At 53.0% G+C, this 16501-nt stretch carries 14 protein-coding genes; 1 reads left to right on the forward strand and 13 read right to left on the reverse strand.

All coding sequences use genetic code 11. The features are described 5' to 3' along the window. Positions 1-109 precede the first annotated feature (109 nt). From DW47_RS0108775 to DW47_RS0108835, 13 genes are all read right to left on the reverse strand, one after another. Positions 110-616 carry an Lrp/AsnC family transcriptional regulator gene (locus tag DW47_RS0108775; RefSeq protein ID WP_029686018.1) on the reverse strand — a complete coding sequence of 169 codons (507 nt, stop codon included), beginning with the start codon at positions 614-616 and terminating at the stop codon, positions 110-112. Between the two features lie 107 nt (positions 617-723). Next, positions 724-2025, reverse strand: a complete 1302-nt coding sequence (gene gabT, locus DW47_RS0108780) for a 4-aminobutyrate--2-oxoglutarate transaminase (protein WP_029686019.1) — start codon at positions 2023-2025, stop codon at positions 724-726. A gap of 125 nt (positions 2026-2150) precedes the next feature. After that, a complete protein-coding gene (locus DW47_RS0108785) occupies positions 2151-3284 on the reverse strand; it encodes a M20 aminoacylase family protein (RefSeq protein ID WP_029686020.1) in 1134 nt (377 codons plus the stop codon). Next, positions 3284-4210, reverse strand: coding sequence for a 2-hydroxyacid dehydrogenase (locus DW47_RS0108790; RefSeq protein ID WP_029686021.1), 927 nt, complete (start codon positions 4208-4210; stop codon positions 3284-3286). The genes DW47_RS0108785 and DW47_RS0108790 overlap by 1 nt, the downstream gene beginning before the upstream one ends. A gap of 1 nt (position 4211) precedes the next feature. Continuing rightward, positions 4212-5060: a GNAT family N-acetyltransferase gene (locus tag DW47_RS0108795; RefSeq protein ID WP_029686022.1), complete on the reverse strand. Its 849-nt coding sequence runs from the start codon at positions 5058-5060 to the stop codon at positions 4212-4214. A gap of 9 nt (positions 5061-5069) precedes the next feature. Next, a complete protein-coding gene (locus DW47_RS0108800; RefSeq protein ID WP_029686023.1) occupies positions 5070-6401 on the reverse strand; it encodes an NAD(P)/FAD-dependent oxidoreductase in 1332 nt (443 codons plus the stop codon). A gap of 23 nt (positions 6402-6424) precedes the next feature. Continuing rightward, positions 6425-8089: an ABC transporter ATP-binding protein gene (locus DW47_RS0108805; RefSeq protein WP_029686024.1), complete on the reverse strand. Its 1665-nt coding sequence runs from the start codon at positions 8087-8089 to the stop codon at positions 6425-6427. Then, a complete protein-coding gene (locus DW47_RS0108810) occupies positions 8086-8937 on the reverse strand; it encodes an ABC transporter permease (protein ID WP_029686025.1) in 852 nt (283 codons plus the stop codon). The genes DW47_RS0108805 and DW47_RS0108810 overlap by 4 nt, the downstream gene beginning before the upstream one ends. Beyond that, entirely contained in the window at positions 8937-9890 is a 954-nt protein-coding gene (locus tag DW47_RS0108815; RefSeq protein WP_029686026.1) for an ABC transporter permease, read from the reverse strand. The genes DW47_RS0108810 and DW47_RS0108815 overlap by 1 nt, the downstream gene beginning before the upstream one ends. 24 nt (positions 9891-9914) lie before the next feature. Next, a complete protein-coding gene (locus DW47_RS0108820) occupies positions 9915-11519 on the reverse strand; it encodes an ABC transporter substrate-binding protein (RefSeq protein WP_029686027.1) in 1605 nt (534 codons plus the stop codon). A 28-nt stretch (positions 11520-11547) separates the two neighbouring features. Beyond that, the gene (locus DW47_RS0108825; protein ID WP_029686028.1) at positions 11548-12825 is read right to left on the reverse strand and encodes an NAD(P)/FAD-dependent oxidoreductase; all 1278 of its coding nucleotides are present in this window, start codon (positions 12823-12825) and stop codon (positions 11548-11550) included. A 14-nt stretch (positions 12826-12839) separates the two neighbouring features. Next, on the reverse strand, positions 12840-13508 hold the full coding sequence (locus DW47_RS0108830; protein ID WP_029686029.1) for a haloacid dehalogenase type II: 669 nt from the start codon (positions 13506-13508) through the stop codon (positions 12840-12842). 28 nt (positions 13509-13536) lie between these two features. Beyond that, a complete protein-coding gene (locus DW47_RS0108835; RefSeq protein WP_029686030.1) occupies positions 13537-15009 on the reverse strand; it encodes an aldehyde dehydrogenase family protein in 1473 nt (490 codons plus the stop codon). Positions 15010-15573: 564 nt separating this feature from the next. Here DW47_RS0108835 and DW47_RS0108840 point away from each other — a divergent pair. Then, complete coding sequence (locus tag DW47_RS0108840; protein ID WP_029686031.1) at positions 15574-16350, forward strand: ABC transporter substrate-binding protein; 777 nt, start codon at positions 15574-15576, stop codon at positions 16348-16350. Positions 16351-16501: the final 151 nt, after the last annotated feature.

Below are 16501 nucleotides of genomic sequence, written 5' to 3' on the forward strand. Positions count from 1 at the left end.
ATGAGAGGCCACATCAATCCCTAAAATACAAAACGCCCGATGAAGTTCATCAGGCGTTTTACAGACAGAAAGCTGTCAATCTATACCAGGACTAGTCAATCCTGACGGTCTACAACCCCGTCAGGGCATTTTTATCCAGCAAGCTTTGCAAAGGCACGCTGCTTTTCATCACCGGTGATTTGATCACGATATAGCTGAAATATTTTTCTATCCCCAGGCTAGCATCCAGCAGGTTTTCGATCACTTCCTGATAGTGCTCGATACTGCGGGTGACAAAGCGCAACAGATAGTCGTATCCTCCGGTGATCAGGTGACACTCCATTAACTCATCGACCTGCTTCATCCCCTGCTCAAAACGTTGAAAATCTTCGCGACGGTGCCCATTGAGGGTCACCTCGGTAAAGACATTGACGGATTCAGTGATCTTCGCCAGGTTAATATGGGCCTCGTAACCTGAGATAAATCCCGCCGCCTCCAGACGTTTCACCCGTTGTAAACACGGGCTTGGGGATAATCCCACTGCATCGGCCAGATTCACGTTGCTGATCCGGCCATCTTTTTGCAGGTGGGAAAGAATATTGATATCCAGGCGATCCAGTTTTAATAAACCGTTCATAGCACCTCTGATTTACCCTACGTCACTTTTCTTTATAATGATATACCACGGCTTGCCGGTAAAGAGCTACTGTTAGTCCATGGTATCTCATTGAAAAGTCACTAGGATTATATCCGACCGGTCGCTTTTGCCAGGGCAATATCAAAGATATGCAGTGCTTCTTCCAGCTGAGAGTCGGTGGTGACCAATGGGGCCAGGAAGCGCACCACATTGCGGTGTAGACCACATTTAATCAGCAGTAGACCTTCGTCAAAGGCGGCGCTGAGGATAGCGGCTGTCATGTCAGCATCTTCTTTGCCGGTATCGGGATCGACGATCTCAACCGCCTGCATAAAGCCAACGCCACGTACCACACCGATACACGCATACTTCTCGGCCAATTGGTTAAGACGCTCGTTCAGTTTCTGGCCAGATTGAACACTGCGTTCCAGCAGCTTCTCTTCTTCCATCACATCCAGTACAGCCAGAGAGGCCGCACACGCTAGGGCGTTACCGCCGTAGGTCCCGCCCAAGCCGCCAGGTAGTGGACCGTTCATCACTTCTGCACGCCCCACCACACCCGAGATTGGCAGGCCGCCACCGAGGCTTTTCGCCACAGTGACCAGGTCAGGCATAATGTCAGACTGTTCGAAGGCAAACATGGTACCGGTACGACCAAAACCAGTTTGTACTTCATCACAAATAAGCAGGATGCCGTGTTTCTGGGTGATTTCACGCAGCGCACGCATAAAGGTCGGTGGAGCAGGCAGGAAGCCGCCATCGCCCTGCACTGGCTCAAGGATGATCGCCGCAACCTGATCAGGCATGATCTGGGAAGCAAACAGGGTATCCAGCGCTTTCAGACACTGCTGCTCGGTAATTTCACGGTATTCATTCGGATAAGGCAGACGATAAATGCCACCGGCAAACGGACCAAAGTTTTGTTTGTACGGCTGGCTCATCCCCGTCAGCGTTGAACCCAGCAGGGTACGGCCATGGAAAGCGCCATCAAACGCGATGATACCTGGACGGTTAGTGTAACCGCGGGCAATTTTCACCGCATTCTCTACCGCTTCTGCACCACTGGTGAAGAACACACTCTGGCAGTCAACGCCTTTACCCACCAGCTGATTCAGACGCTCAGCCAGGGTGATGTAACCCGGATAGGCCGCAACCTGGAAACAGGCGTGGGAGACTTTGGATAACTGACGGGTTACTGCCTCCGTCACTTTCGGGTGGTTATGGCCGACGTTCAGTACGCCGATACCGCCGACAAAATCCAGATACCGGTTGCCCTCGGTATCCCACACTTCACTGCCACTGGCCTTCTCAACGACCAGAGGGTGGGCGGTGACTACTCCACGAGGGACGCTCTTAGTCCGGCGGTCAAGCCAGACGTCGTTATTGGTTGCCGCTACCATATCGCTCATCGTAAATTCCTGTTCATAATTTAGGGTAAGTTAATACCAATATTTATACAGAGATAGCGCGCCGGATTATGGGCTAAATTCACCAGAATACGGCATGAAACGCTTAATTTACTGCTGAAAAACCATTAAATTTCGCCAAGCTCTTGACGCACGATTTCGCAGAACCAGCGCACCCCGTAAGGGATGGCCTCATCGTTAAAATCGAAGCACGGATGGTGCAGAGGATGGCTTGGTCCAGCCCCCAGCCAGACATAGGCACCGGGTTTTTCCAGCAACATAAACGAGAAGTCTTCAGAGGTCAGCGCCGGATGTTCCGCCGCTTGAGCCTTAAGTCCCGCTTGGTGTGCCGCACGTAATGCCAGTTCCGCTTCACGGGCAGTGTTGCAGGTCGCTGGATAATAACGGTTGTAGTTAATCTGGGCCTTTAAACCGTAAGCGGCGCAGATATGCTCTGTTTTCAGGCGTAGCTGCTGCTCAAGGGTGTCACGGGCTTCAGGAGTAAAGGTTCGCACCGTTCCGGTAATGGACGCTTCCCCTGGGATCATATTGTGCGACGACCCTCCGTGGATCTGAGTCACGGTAAGCAGTGCTGATTCATGGGGATTCAGCTTGCGCGGTACCAAGGTGTTCAGTGCCATCACCAGTTCACTGGTCGCCAGTAAGGTATCTGCTGACAGGTGTGGCTGGGCCGCATGACCACCGCCACCGGACAAGGTGATATCAAAGCGATCAGCTGCCGCCATGATAGGCCCAGAACGGGTACGGAATTCCCCTAATGGCAGTTCCGGCCAGTTATGGATGGCATAGACGGCATCGCAGGGAAAACGGCTAAACAGCCCGTCATCGATCATCGCTTTGGCCCCAGCCAGCCCTTCTTCTGCTGGCTGGAAGATAAAGCAAACCGTGCCTGCAAAATCGGGGTTCAGTGACAGTTGTTCTGCCGCCGCCAGTAACATGGTGGTATGACCGTCATGGCCGCAAGCATGGGCGGCCCCAGCATGGCAACTGGCCCAGGCGCTCTGCCCTTCATCTTTCATCGGTAGGGCATCGATGTCCGCACGCAAACCGATCATCCGGCCCGCCCCATGCTTACCGTGCAGAATACCCACTACACCGGTTTTGCCGATATTCTGTACCACTTCCAGTCCCATACCGGTCAACAGGTCAGCGACCAATGCGGCAGTACGCTGTTCCTTAAAGCCGGTTTCAGGGTGCTGGTGGATCTGATGACGGATTTCAATCCATTTCTGATAATCCATTAGTACCCCCGCTGCATATCAATCAGGCCGTTCATCGGTTGGCCCTGTTGATGACGACGGATATTGTCGAGTAACACTTTTACCGAGCTTTCCGGGTGGGTTTCACTGGCGATATGCGGTGTCAGCCAGATCCCTGGATGTTTCCAGAAAGGATGGTCTGACGGTAGAGGTTCTGGGTCGGTGACATCAATCACCGCATGTCCCAGTTTGCCGCTGTCCAGTGCCTCAAGCAGATCTTGATGGTTAAGTTGCTGGCCACGACCAGCATGTACCAAGCAGGCACCGTCCGGTAACTGATTAAATAACTGATGATTGAGGATGCCACGGGTCAGATCGGTCAGAGGCAACAGACACACCAAAATGTCACATTGCTTCAAGAAATCTGCCAACTGATCATCACCGAAGTAACTGGTCACCCCGGCGACCGATTTCTCACTACGACTCCAACCGGAGCACTCATAGCCCAGTGACGTCAGCACCCGGGCAGAAGCCTGCCCAAGGTTACCTAAGCCCAGGATACCGACATGGCAACGGGAAGCGGCGACCGCTTCATGTTTCAGCCACAACTGTTGCTGCTGCTGTTGCAGATAGCGCGGCATGCCACGATGCAGGCCAATCACCGAAAAGGTGATATAAGCCGCCATGTCATCCATCAGCCCCGGTTCGATCATCCGTACCACACTGACCCCGTCAGGGATCTGTGCGGAGGTGAACTGGTCGGCACCGGCTCCGACCGAAAAAATCACTTCTAAGTTAGGAAATTGCTCACTGAGATCTTCTGGAATTTCCCAAGTCACTAAGTAACGGACCTGAGAAGGATCACCGGTTTCTGGCCATTGATAGAACGGCAGGTCTGGCGCATGTTCTGCCAACCAGTCCTGCCAAATCTGCCCGCGTTGGGCACTGGAACGGTAGACAATACTCATATCAGCCCATCGCCTGTGACATAAAGCTATAATCCTGCATCGCCCCTTCAGGGCGCTGCCACGGGGTACCGCGTACCATCATCAGTGGTGCGTCGATGCACGGCAGACCTTGAGTGACCAACCACTCCGAGAAGTCGGTATTGCCGTAAGTATCGATACGGACAAACTGACCGGTCAGGGTTGAGGCCGCGTAGCGGAACAAGGTTTGCGCGCTGTGGAGATCCTGAGCCAGCATCGGGCCGATTACATTACCGCGACCAAATTTACGTACCGTCATATAGCCCAGTGCTTTACCGTCTTTTTCCAGCACTAACAGTTTATCGGCACTGTGGAACAGATCCTGCCACAGGGCCGGACGTAACAGACCGTGTGACTGGTAGTCACTGTCGATCAGTGCTGGCAATTCTTCTTCATGCAACGGACGGATCACTTCGCCTTCCGCCAGTACCGGCGCATCGATTGGCGGCAATACCGCAACCTGATGCTGGAATACACTGCACTGCACCACAAAACCGTATTTTTCGTACAAGCCTTTACCCATTTCGGTGGCATGCAGACGAACATTGCCGCCAGGCACTTTATCTAACAGGCCTTCCATCAGTTTTTTACCAATGCCCTGCCCCTGGCAAGCTGGATCGACGATAACCAGCCCTAGGGTGCTACGTTGTTCCCCCCAAGGCCAGATAATGGCGCAACCGACCACGCCTTGCTCGTTTTCGGCAACGATGCCCTCACCCAGCGCCAGTGCCTGCTCCCAGTCTGCTGGACGGTGAGGCCAACTGACCTGCTGGCTCAAACGGTAGCCCTGCTCCAGATCGGCGGGCTGCATTGTGCGTAACTGAATTGTCATGGTCTTTCCTTACATCATTCCAGGGGTATCAAGTCCGCTACCATCGACCAGGCGAGCGTAACGGTAAGGCGTTGGGTCTACAATTGGGGTGGCATTCATCGCCAAGTCAGCGGCCAGGCGGCCAGCTCCTGGGCCGATACCGAAACCGTGACCACTGTAACCAGCAGAGACAATCAGTCCCGGGAGTTTGTTTACTTCAGAGATCACCGGAATCGCATCTGGGGTGCTGTCAATCATGCCGCCCCAGGACTGGGCAACCTGCACACCCTGCAGTTCAGGGAATTCACGCACCATCGCAGCCAGCCCTTCTTTCACCATGTTTTGGTCAGCGGCGGGGTCGAGAATACGCATTTTTTCAAACGGTGTGATGCCATCCATCGACCAGTGTGCCAGCGCTTCTGGACCACTGATAAACGGCGTCAGCGACGGTACAATGGTCAGGTTTTTACGACGGGCTTTAAAGGTTGGGTAGAACTGGCGGGCATATTTCAGCCCTTGGAAACCGGCTTCCAGACGACCGCGACCGGAAACAGAGACCGTATAGCCGCCGTCCATTTGCGGACGCACCGCAAAGCTTTCGGTATAGAACGGTAACTCGATAGCCTGTTTAATCGGTAAGGTGCGGAATGCGGTGCCAATAACATTGCCCAGCGGTAAGTCTACGCCGTGGCGACGACAGAACATCGAGGTCCAGGTACCGGCCGCACAGATCACTCGGGACGTTTTAATAATACCCCGTTCGGTGATCACACCGCTGACACGGCCAGCACTGATATCTAATCCGCGAACGGCGCATTGTTGGAAAATCTGAGCTCCTTTACGCTGGGCGGCACGGGCCAGACCCGGTGCTGCCATCGAAGGTTCCGCATGGCCATCATCTGGCGAATGTACACCCCCTTTCCACTGGGTGGTGCTGCCCGGTGTCAACGCTTTCGCCTGCTCAGCATTGAGGATATTACTGCGGATGTCATAGCTTTTCGCCATTTCATTCCACTTTGCCCACGCGGCGATATCCTGTTCGTTACGGGTAGCGTAAACCAGCCCAGTTTTACGGAAGCCCAGCTCTTCACCGGTTTCTTCGTTTAGTTCCTGCCAGCGTTGCAAGGCGTGGATGATCAGCGGTAACTCACGCTCATCACGGTTTTGCTGACGGCACCAGCCCCAGTTACGACTGGACTGCTCTGCCCCGATCAATCCTTTTTCCAGCAATACCACACTGACACCTTGACGAGCCAGTTCCCAGCAGGCCGCTGCTCCGGCGATCCCGCCGCCAATAATCACCACATCTGCCGATTCCGGCAGATACAGGTTATCCTGAACATATTGAATAAGCGCAGGCATAATGCTCCCTTCCTCTAAATGTGTTATTCCGCTTTCAGCGTCATTTCCTGGTGTTCATCTAACCATCCCTGACGTAACTCCGGCACCGCCCGTTTCAGGCGTTCGAAGTACAGTTCGCTGGACGGCTTATCATAATCTTCGCTGGCAAGCTGTGTAACCACACGGCCTTGCTTCATAACGACAATGTCGTCGCAGACGGCACGAATTGCCTGCATATCGTGGCTGATAAACAGCACCGACAGTTGTAATTTACGACGCAATTCAGAGATCAGATCCAAGATTGCCGCTGCCACCACGGTATCCAGCGCCGAGGTCACCTCATCACAGATAATGATTTCTGGCTGTGCCGCTAGGGCACGAGCCAGGTTAACACGCTGTTTCTGACCACCGGACAGAGAAGCTGGCTTACGGTGACGGAGGCTGGCAGGCAACTTAACCAGTGCCAACAAGTCAAGGATCTCTTTCTCCAGTTCCGCACCTCGTAATTGGCGGAAATGTTTCAACGGACGGCTGAGGATATCGCCAATGGTGTGTGACGGGTTCAGGGCAGTATCTGCCATCTGGAACACGTACTGGATCTGCTGTAATTCCTCGGGGCGACGCGTCGCCAGATCACTGGAGATATAGTGATGGTTAAACAGCAAATGACCGCCCCAAGCCGGGTTCAGACCGGCAATGGCGTGGGCCAGTGTAGTTTTCCCAGAACCGGATTCGCCGATAATACCGATGGACTGGCCACGCCACAGTTGCATATTGATATCTTCGAGAATACGGATTTTCGGAATACCTTCTTTATCCCGAGAGCCGTAACCCACGGCCAGATCACGCACTTCCAGCAATGGATGGACATCGTCATTGTCCCGTGACCAGCTGGTCGGACGTGGCTCATGCTGGGCCGCATCCATCAACTGATGGGTATAGGGTTCGCTGGCATGGGTCAGCAGTTCGCCGGTAGGACCGCATTCAACCATTTTACCGTGCTGCAGAACCATAATTTGATCGGCCATTTGTGCAACGACTGCCAAGTCATGGCTCACATAAATGGCCGTCATTCCCCGCTGAGCCACCACCCGACGGAAGGCTTTCAGCACTTCCACCTGAGTGGTCACATCCAGCGCGGTAGTCGGTTCATCAAGAATGATCACCTGCGGATCACCCATCAGAGCCATTGCCGTCATCAGACGCTGTAGCTGACCACCCGATACCTGGTGAGGATAACGATCACCGATGGTTTCCGGCGATGGCAAGGCTAATTCACGGAACAGGCCGATAGCTTTAGCACGAGCATCGGCCCGTGACATCAGGTTGTGGATCACTACCGGTTCGATAACCTGATCCATGATCTTCATGCCTGGATTAAAGGATGAGGCGGCACTCTGAGCAATGTAGGCAATGTCATTCCCGCGGAACTCACGCAACTGAGCGTTACTCATCTCACGGACATCCTGACCGGCCACATAAATGCGGCCGTCAGTGATTTTACAGCCATGGCGGGCATAGCCCATCAGTGCCATGGCGATAGTGGTTTTCCCAGATCCTGATTCGCCGATCAGCGCCAGGACTTCTCCCTTCTTAGCAGAAAAGCGGATATTGCTGACCAGCACAGTCTCAACGCCCTGGTTCACTGCACTTACCTGCAGGTTATCTACCGCCACTAACGGTGTTGACGGGGAAACAGTTACAGTCATACGCCCTCCCGGACCAGTGATAATGGACGCATATTTTGCAGGCTATCAATAAACAAGTTAACGCCGATTGTCAGGCTAGCGATAGCGATCGCCGGTATCAGGATCGCAGGGGAACCATCATATAATCCCTGCAAGTTCTCGCGCACCAGGCTACCCCAGTCAGCCTGCGGTGGCTGTACACCCAGACCTAAGAAGCTCAGGCCGCTGAGCAACAACACGATATAGACGAAGCGCAGGCCGAAGTCTGTCAGCATCGGGTGGATCATGTTAGGTAAAATGTCGTGGATAGCCAGATACCAACGGCTCTCACCACGCAGTTTCGAGGCACGCACATAATCCATATTACGCAGCTGGCTTGCGAGAGCGAAGGCAATACGGTAAGCCCCAGGCCAATAGGTAAACACCGCAGTGATGATCAGCATCGGCAATGAGGAACCGAACACCGCCACGATCATCAGTGACAGTACTTTGCCCGGCAGGACCAGTAAGGCATCGTTAATACGGCCGAGGATCTCTTCTACCCAGCGACCGGTCACGGCTGCCAGCAACGCCAGTAAGGTGCCGACGGCGCTGGCTAGAACTGCTGCGCCCAGTGCCAGACCGATAGAGTAACGACTGCCGTACATCACACGGGTCAATATATCGCGGCCCAGGTAGTCAGTACCCAGCCAATTTTGTTTGGTAAAGCTGCCAAATAGCGGGCCGCCGCCTATATCGTTGATGGAATACGGGGCCAGTGTCTGGCCGAACACCGCAATAAATACCCAGAATAAAGAGATTAGTAATCCCAACCGCCCCGCAGGGGTGAGTGCGACAAAGAAGTGCCACGGTGAGCTTAAATATTTCATTAGCCCCTCCATTTCGGGTTAAAGGCGATGGTGATAATGTCTGCCAGCAACAACAACAGCAGATAACATCCGGCGAATAGCATGACGCAGATCTGCACCACTGGCAGGTCGCGGTTGCTGACGGCATCGACCAATTGGCTGGCAAGGCCCGGATAGTTAAAGATGGTTTCGATGATGATGACACCACCGAACAGGTACGAGAGACTCAGAGAAATGGCATTAGCAATCGCCCCGGCAGCGTTAGGCAGCGCATGGCGCATTACGGCACGCATCGGCGAGACCCCTTTAAGGATTGCCATTTCAATATAGGGGCTGCTCAGTTGGCTAATGATTGCCGAACGGGTCATACGGGCCATCTGGGCGGTCAGTACGCAGCACAGTGTTAACACTGGCAGCGCGTACGCTTTGATAAAGCTAAGGATATCTACATTCGGGCTACCGAAGGACATGGCAGAGACCCAGTGCAGACGTACGGCAAAAATCATCACCGCAATGGTAGCAATCAGAAATTCTGGAACAGCCACGGTCGCCATGGTGAAGGTCACCAGGGTCTTATCAAGCCATTTGTCACGGTTCATGGCCGCGGTAATACCGATAAACAGCGCCAGTGGTACTGACACCACCGTGGTCACCGCCGCCAGCTCAAAGGTCGCAGGTATACGCGAAGAGATCAGCTGTGCCACCGGAATGTGGCTGGCAAAGGAGGTACCAAAGTTACCGGTAAACAAACCAATAAACCAGTGAAAGTACCGGACCAGCAACGGCTGGTCCAGACCGAGTTCGTGACGCAATGCAGCAACCGTTTCAGGTGTGGCATTTTGCCCGAGGATCATCTGAGCAGCATCGCCCGGTAATAAGCTGGTGATAAAAAACACCACCATGGAAACAATAACCAGTGTCAGCATTCCCGCCCCGATACGCCGGGCAATCAGCAACAACATAAAACGATTCATCGCGCACTCCTTACTCTAACTTACTTATGCAGACATCCACACATTCTCACCAAAGCGGTAGCCCATCATCTGACCTGATGGCCAGGATTTCAGGCCTTTCACTTTCTGGCTGTAGCCATCCAGTGAGCTAACAAACATCGGGATCAAGGTGCCGCAATCGTCATAGATCAGCTTCTGCATATCGTCATACATCTGCTTACGTTTGGTCGGATCTTGCACGCCTCGGGCTGCTACCACTAACTGGTCGAACTGCGGGTTATGCCATTTCGACTCGTTGCTCGCCGACGAAGACAGGTAGAACTGTGACAGGGTCAGGTCGATAGTCGGACGCGGGTTAATAGAACCGTAACCGATTGGATCTTTCATCCAGTGGCTAGACCAATAGCCTTCATAAGGGACACGACGAACATTGATGTTTAGGCCCGCCTGCTGAGCGATGTTCTGTAACATCAGACCGCCTTCGATAGCACCGTCCAGGGTATTGGTGGTAATCACTTCCACTTTTGCCCCTGACATATTGGCTTTCTTCAAGTGGAAACGCGCTTTATCGATGTCAATAGGACGCGGTTTCAGCTCAGCGTTATACAGCGGATGCCACGGCGGAACCGGGGTATCGTTTGCTACAGTTCCGTAACCCTGCAGCGCAGTTTTCACCATCATTTCGCGCGGCTGCAGATATTTCATTGCCATCACAAAATCAGGGTTTTTACCTGGGGTGACATCGGTACGAATAATCAGGTTGGTATACATTCCCGATTTACTTTCGAGGATTTTGCATTGGCCACCGGACGCATTCAGCTGCTTAGCATAGCCTGGGCTAATAGAGGTACACAGCTGTAGATCACCGGACATCAGGCCGTTAACACGGGCCGCTTCATCGGTGACACCAAGCAGTTCTAGTTGATCCAAATGCGGCAAACCTGGTTTCCAGTAGCTCGGGTTGCGAACACCGACGGTGTGCATGCCTGGAACAAAAGTCTGACACTTAAACGGACCGGTACCGATACCTTTGGTGAAATCGGTGGTATTAGCCGGAACGATCAAGAAGCCTGGCATCGCCAGCATCAGAGGTAAGTCAAAGTTAGCGCCATTCAGTACCATTGACACTTCCTGCGGGTTGGTCGCAGAAATGGTTTTGAACTGTTGCGCCAGTGAGAATACGTTAGAGGCAACTGCCGGGTCTTTGTGACGAGACAGTGACCACACTACGTCGTCGGCGGTCAGGGCTTTGCCGTCATGGAAAGTCACACCTGGGCGAAGTTTGATTTGCCAGGTGATCCCATCGTCAGAATGCAGGGATGACGCCAGCGCAGGGGTGGCCGTCATCACATCATTGATTTCGGTCAGTGCGTTATAGAACATAAACTGACGGGTATAGTCGGCGCTGTTATTGGCTTTCGCCGGGTCCAGAGTATCGGTGGCCGATGAGTTAGACATCGCCGCACGCAGGCTACCGCCTTTGACTGGACCTGAATCTGCCATGGCAAACTCAGGGAAACCGATAATACCGGTACTCATCACTGCCCCTGCTGATAACATTTTCAGCATATTACGGCGTGACAGGGACCCCTTTTTCAGCATGGCGCTGAGCTGATCATTATTCAGATACTGTGCATCATCTTTTTTCATCCGATCCTCTCCAAACATATTGTTATTATCAGAACAGGCGATCTTTGGTTTTGTAATACAGCCCGGTGAGGGGCAGGAACCAAGGTTTACCAAAATACCCAGGCACCGCAGGCCAAGACTGGGTTTTCCACGGATTGTTATCCGCGACCCCGCCGATTAGATCAGCCATTACCTTGCCCATCCATACCGACATCTGAGTACCGTGGCCGCTATAGCCCATTGTGTAAAACAGACCATTCTCTTCACCGGCATGGGGAAGACGGTCAGCACTCATATCCACCAGTCCGCCCCAGCAATAGTCGATTGGCGCGTTGGCAAACTGCGGGAACAGATTTTTCAACGAAGCACGCAAGATCTCGCCACTGCGCGCATCCTGAGTAGGGTTACTCATGGAGAAACGCGCCCGCCCCCCGAATACCAGACGATTGTCTGCCGTAGTACGGAAGTAGTTACCGATATTCATTGAGGTCACATAGGTGCGATCCTGCGGCAATAACTGCTGTAACTGCTCCGCTGGTAGCGGTGCAGTAGTGACAATAAAGCTACCCACCGGCACGATACGGCGCTGGAACCACGGGAATGGCCCTTTGTTAGAGCAACCGGACGCCAGCAACACTTTATCGGCGATAATAGTGCCCTTAGCCGTCTCCACGCGGTGCTGATAACCAGATAAACGGGTTAACCCAGTGACCGCATGATGCTCAAAGATTTTGGCACCTGCACGAGCAGCAGCTTCTGCCAGACCGATGCCGAATTTCCCCATGTGCATCTGGCCGCCACGCTTTTGTAACAGGCCGCCATGGAAGGCTTCGCTGTTCACTTCGTTGCGGATTTCAGAGGCAGAGATCAGCTCGACTTCCGGGTCAACGGTTTTACGCATCAGCTCAGCTGCTGCCTGCAGCGAAGCAAAATGCGTAGGCTTGCTAGCCAGTTTGATTTTCCCGCACAGACGGAAATCACAGTCGATAGACTCTTCGTTGATCACTGTTTCGACATAGCTGACCGCGTTGTCGAAAGCGCGATAGAATTCAGTCGCCTTCTCTAGCCCTTTACTGGCCACCAGGCCGGCAAAGTTCTGCGCCACACCGCTGTTGCAGTGGCCGCCGTTACGGGCTGAAGCCTGGCTCATGACCCCTTCGCTCTCCAGTACCACCACGTCGATACCCTGACGCGCTAGGTTTCTGGCAGCAGAAATACCGCTGAAGCCACCACCGATCACCACCACATCTGCCCGCTCAGGCAGAGGCTGCTGACTTCCTCCGGTAAACACCGGGGCGGTTTGTTGCCAGAATGATTCCAGTTTCATACGGGGCCCTCCAATCAGAGACCAACAACACCAGGCAGTTCGCTGATATCTTTAATTTCGGTGTAGCCGTACTCTGGACAACCTGGCTCATGACCACGGTTAACGAAGACCTTGTTTTTGATGCCCATGTCGTGCGCAGTCATCAGGTCATAGCGCAAGCTCGAAGAGACATGCAGGATATCTTCTGGGCCACAGCCCAGTTTGTTCAGCATGTATTCAAAGCCTTGCATTTTCGGTTTGTAGGCACCGGTCTCTTCGGCAGTGATCGTCATGTGGATCGGAGCCCCCAGACGCGGTACGTGATGTGGGATCAGGTCGTCCATCGAGTTAGTCAGCAGTACCAACGGAATTTCTGGCGCGATTTTACGCAGGCCTTCTGGAACGTCTGGGTGAGCGGTCCAGGTTTTGCAGTCCGCGTAGATGAAATCAGCGTCTTCCGGTTTGTACTCCACCTGCCATTTTTTGCAGGTACGCTGCAGTGCACTGCTGACGATTTCGTAATACGGTTTCCAAGCACCCAGCACTTCATCGAGACGGTAACGGGCAAAATCAGTGATAAAGGCTGGCATAACGTCAGCACCCACACGGTCGGCGTAACAGCGACGAGCAGCGCCCGCCATATCGAAATTGATCAGGGTGCCGTAGCAGTCAAAAGTAATAAATTTTGGGGTAAACACAGCCATTAACTTGTCTCCGTTTTACTGGCAGAAATTAAAAATCGATTAGCACACTTTTTTGACGCTGGCAGGCTTGGAATGCCTGACGGCCCAAATCTTTCCCGATACCGGAGCCCATAAAACCACCGGTCGGGATAATAAAGTCACCGCTGCGGCCATAGCGGTTCACCCATACCGTACCGGCATTCAGTGACTGCATGGCACGCATCGCCAGCGGTAGACTCAGGGTGTGGACACCGGCACACAGGCCATAGGTGTCATGCTGCGCCAGGGCAATGCCCTCTTCTTCTTCATCGAAATACTGAACCGTCAGTACCGGCCCGAAGATCTCTTCCTGTACCGCACAGTTATCGTTAGCCACATTAGCCAACAGGGTTGGCTGCCAGAACCAGCCATCTTCGGTGTTTTCGAAGCGTTGACCGCCGACTAGTACTTCACAGCCCTCTTCACAGGACTGACGCACCAAGCTCTGGACTTTTTCGCCCTGACGATGGTCGATCAGTGGGGAGTAACGGGTGGTGTCTAACCAGGTGTTACCCGGTTTGAACTGCTGACACAGTGACACCAATTTTTCGATCAGCGCAGGCGCAATACCGCGCTGTACAATCAGGCGGGTACCGGCCACACAAGCCTGTCCACCATTGGCGGTGAAGCCGCGCAGAATACGTTGAGCCACTTCGTCAATATCACCCGCATCGTTGAACACCAGCTGCGGGCTCTTACCCCCCAGTTCTAAGGTGACGGGTTTCATACCGTTAAAACCGGCATCACTCATGATTTGCGCACCGGTACGGGTGGAACCGGTGAAGGAGACTTTGCGCACTAGCGGGTGTTTCACCAACTCGCTACCGGTATGCAGGCCACTGCCTTGAACGATATTCAACACGCCGGCAGGCAGACCCGCTTTCACGGCCAGTTCAGCCATACGTACCGTCGAAAATGGCGTCAGTTCAGAGGGTTTCAGCACCACCGCGTTACCGGCAGCCAAGGCCGGGCCGCATTTCCAGGAAGCCATCGATAGCGGGAAGTTCCACGGGGTAATTGCCCCCACCACACCGTAGGGTTCTGGGATCAGCATCCCTAAGCTATCTTGACGGGTCGGCAATAGGTCGCCGCTGTATTTATCGGCACATTCTGCATAGAAGCGAATTGCTTCAGCGGTGAACGGGATTTCGTGATTGATCACATCCGCGATTGGACGGGTGGAGCCAAGAGCTTCAAGCTGTCCTAGGTAAGGGGCATCTTCATCGATCAAATCCGCCCAGCGGCGCAGGATGGCACCGCGCTGACGCGGGGAACAGGTCGACCAGCCGCTGCTAATGCGCTTTTTTTCCGCGATTTCCACGGCCTGTGCCACCACTGCTGAACCACTTTCCGGGATATCGGCATAGGCTTTGCCGTCGGACGGACGGTGAACCTGGAGCTGACCTTCATTTAACTGACTGTGTTGGCCGTCAATGTAATTTCCGGTACTGAAAGAAACCTTATCCGGATCGAAACTTAGCATACGTCCACCTTATCGACTGGTGTGAAATAACAAAGAATAAAATGAGATAAAAAACGCCACTGATTCTTTTAATGCAGAATACGTGCCAACCCGCATGAGAAATTAAATGCGTTTAAAGTCATCACGAAGAAATTTTCTGCCGTAAACGCCCCGATTTCGACACCCTGTGGAAGAAGTGGAGTAAGTGATTGATTTATGTCCGGATAGAAAAGAACCAAAAAGAAGCACCATTGTGGCATGCTGCACCAAACTGGTGCCCGCACCCTTTTTGTGCCATTTTTTTACCGGTGACATCATCTGTAAGCGGCAGGATCTGCCGTAAAAAAAGCGGATTTTTTAGGTCTCGGCGTAAAGGTAATCTTGGCTGACCAACATGGTGAACACAGTCAATTGATCGCTTATTAACCACTTATGAATAAGAAAGTATTATGACACTGCGATTTGCAGGGTGGGTGACTGACAGGCATAGTGTCAATAGACCATAGCCGATCGCAGACAACTTCTCGGCCCGTTATGGCAGCCGCATTGCGGCTTACAACGACAACAATGATCAGGTAAACACAAATGAAAAAAATTCTCTCCACCCTCTGTATAGCAGGTCTGTTCGGCGTCAGCAGCTTGGCGTCCGCCCAGGAGGTGTTGCATTTCGGTGTCGATCCGACCTTTCCACCTTTTGAATACACCAACGCCAACGGTCAATTGCAGGGTTTTGATATCGATATCGGTAATGCGCTCTGTAAACAGGCGAATGTGAAATGCGAATGGACTGCTATGGGCTTTGACGGGCTGATCCCGGCCCTGAAAGCGAAAAAGTTTGATGCTATTTTATCGTCAATGTCACGGACCGAAAAACGTGAGCAGCAAATTGCCTTCACAGACATGATCTACCATACCCCGAATGCCCTGGTGGTGGGTAAAGACAGTCATATCACCGATAACTTAGCCACGTTGAAAGGGAAAACCATCGGTGTTGCCCAAGGCACCACCCAAGAGGCGTGGGCTAAATCTAAATGGGCGCCGGCAGGCGTTCAGGTAATCTCTTACCCGAACCAAGATCAAGTCTACCCAGATTTGTTAGCGGGTCGTCTCGACGGTACTCTCACCGATGCTGTCACCGCTGATACCGGTTTCCTGAGTAAGCCGCAGGGTAAAGGCTATATCATTAGCGCCCAGCCGGATGATAAAGCGTTCTTCGGCACCGGTTCCGGTATCGGACTGCGTAAAGGGGATACTGCCCGTCTGACCCTGCTGAATAACGCCATCGCCGCCATCCATAAAAATGGTGTCTATGAGCAGATTGAGAAGAAATACTTTAACTTTAGCGTCTATCCAAAGATGTAACTCAGTATCTCCGATGACCACAGCCCGGCATTGCCGGGCTTTTTTGTAGCGGTTGACCCGTCCTGAATAGCGTTGACACGTTCCTGTTCTAATTCTGGAGAACGTGATGATGACAGAGTTCAAACGCACCCAACGAGATTATCCTCTATCC

Source organism: Tatumella saanichensis (assembly GCF_000439375.1).
Classification (GTDB): domain Bacteria; phylum Pseudomonadota; class Gammaproteobacteria; order Enterobacterales; family Enterobacteriaceae; genus Tatumella; species Tatumella saanichensis.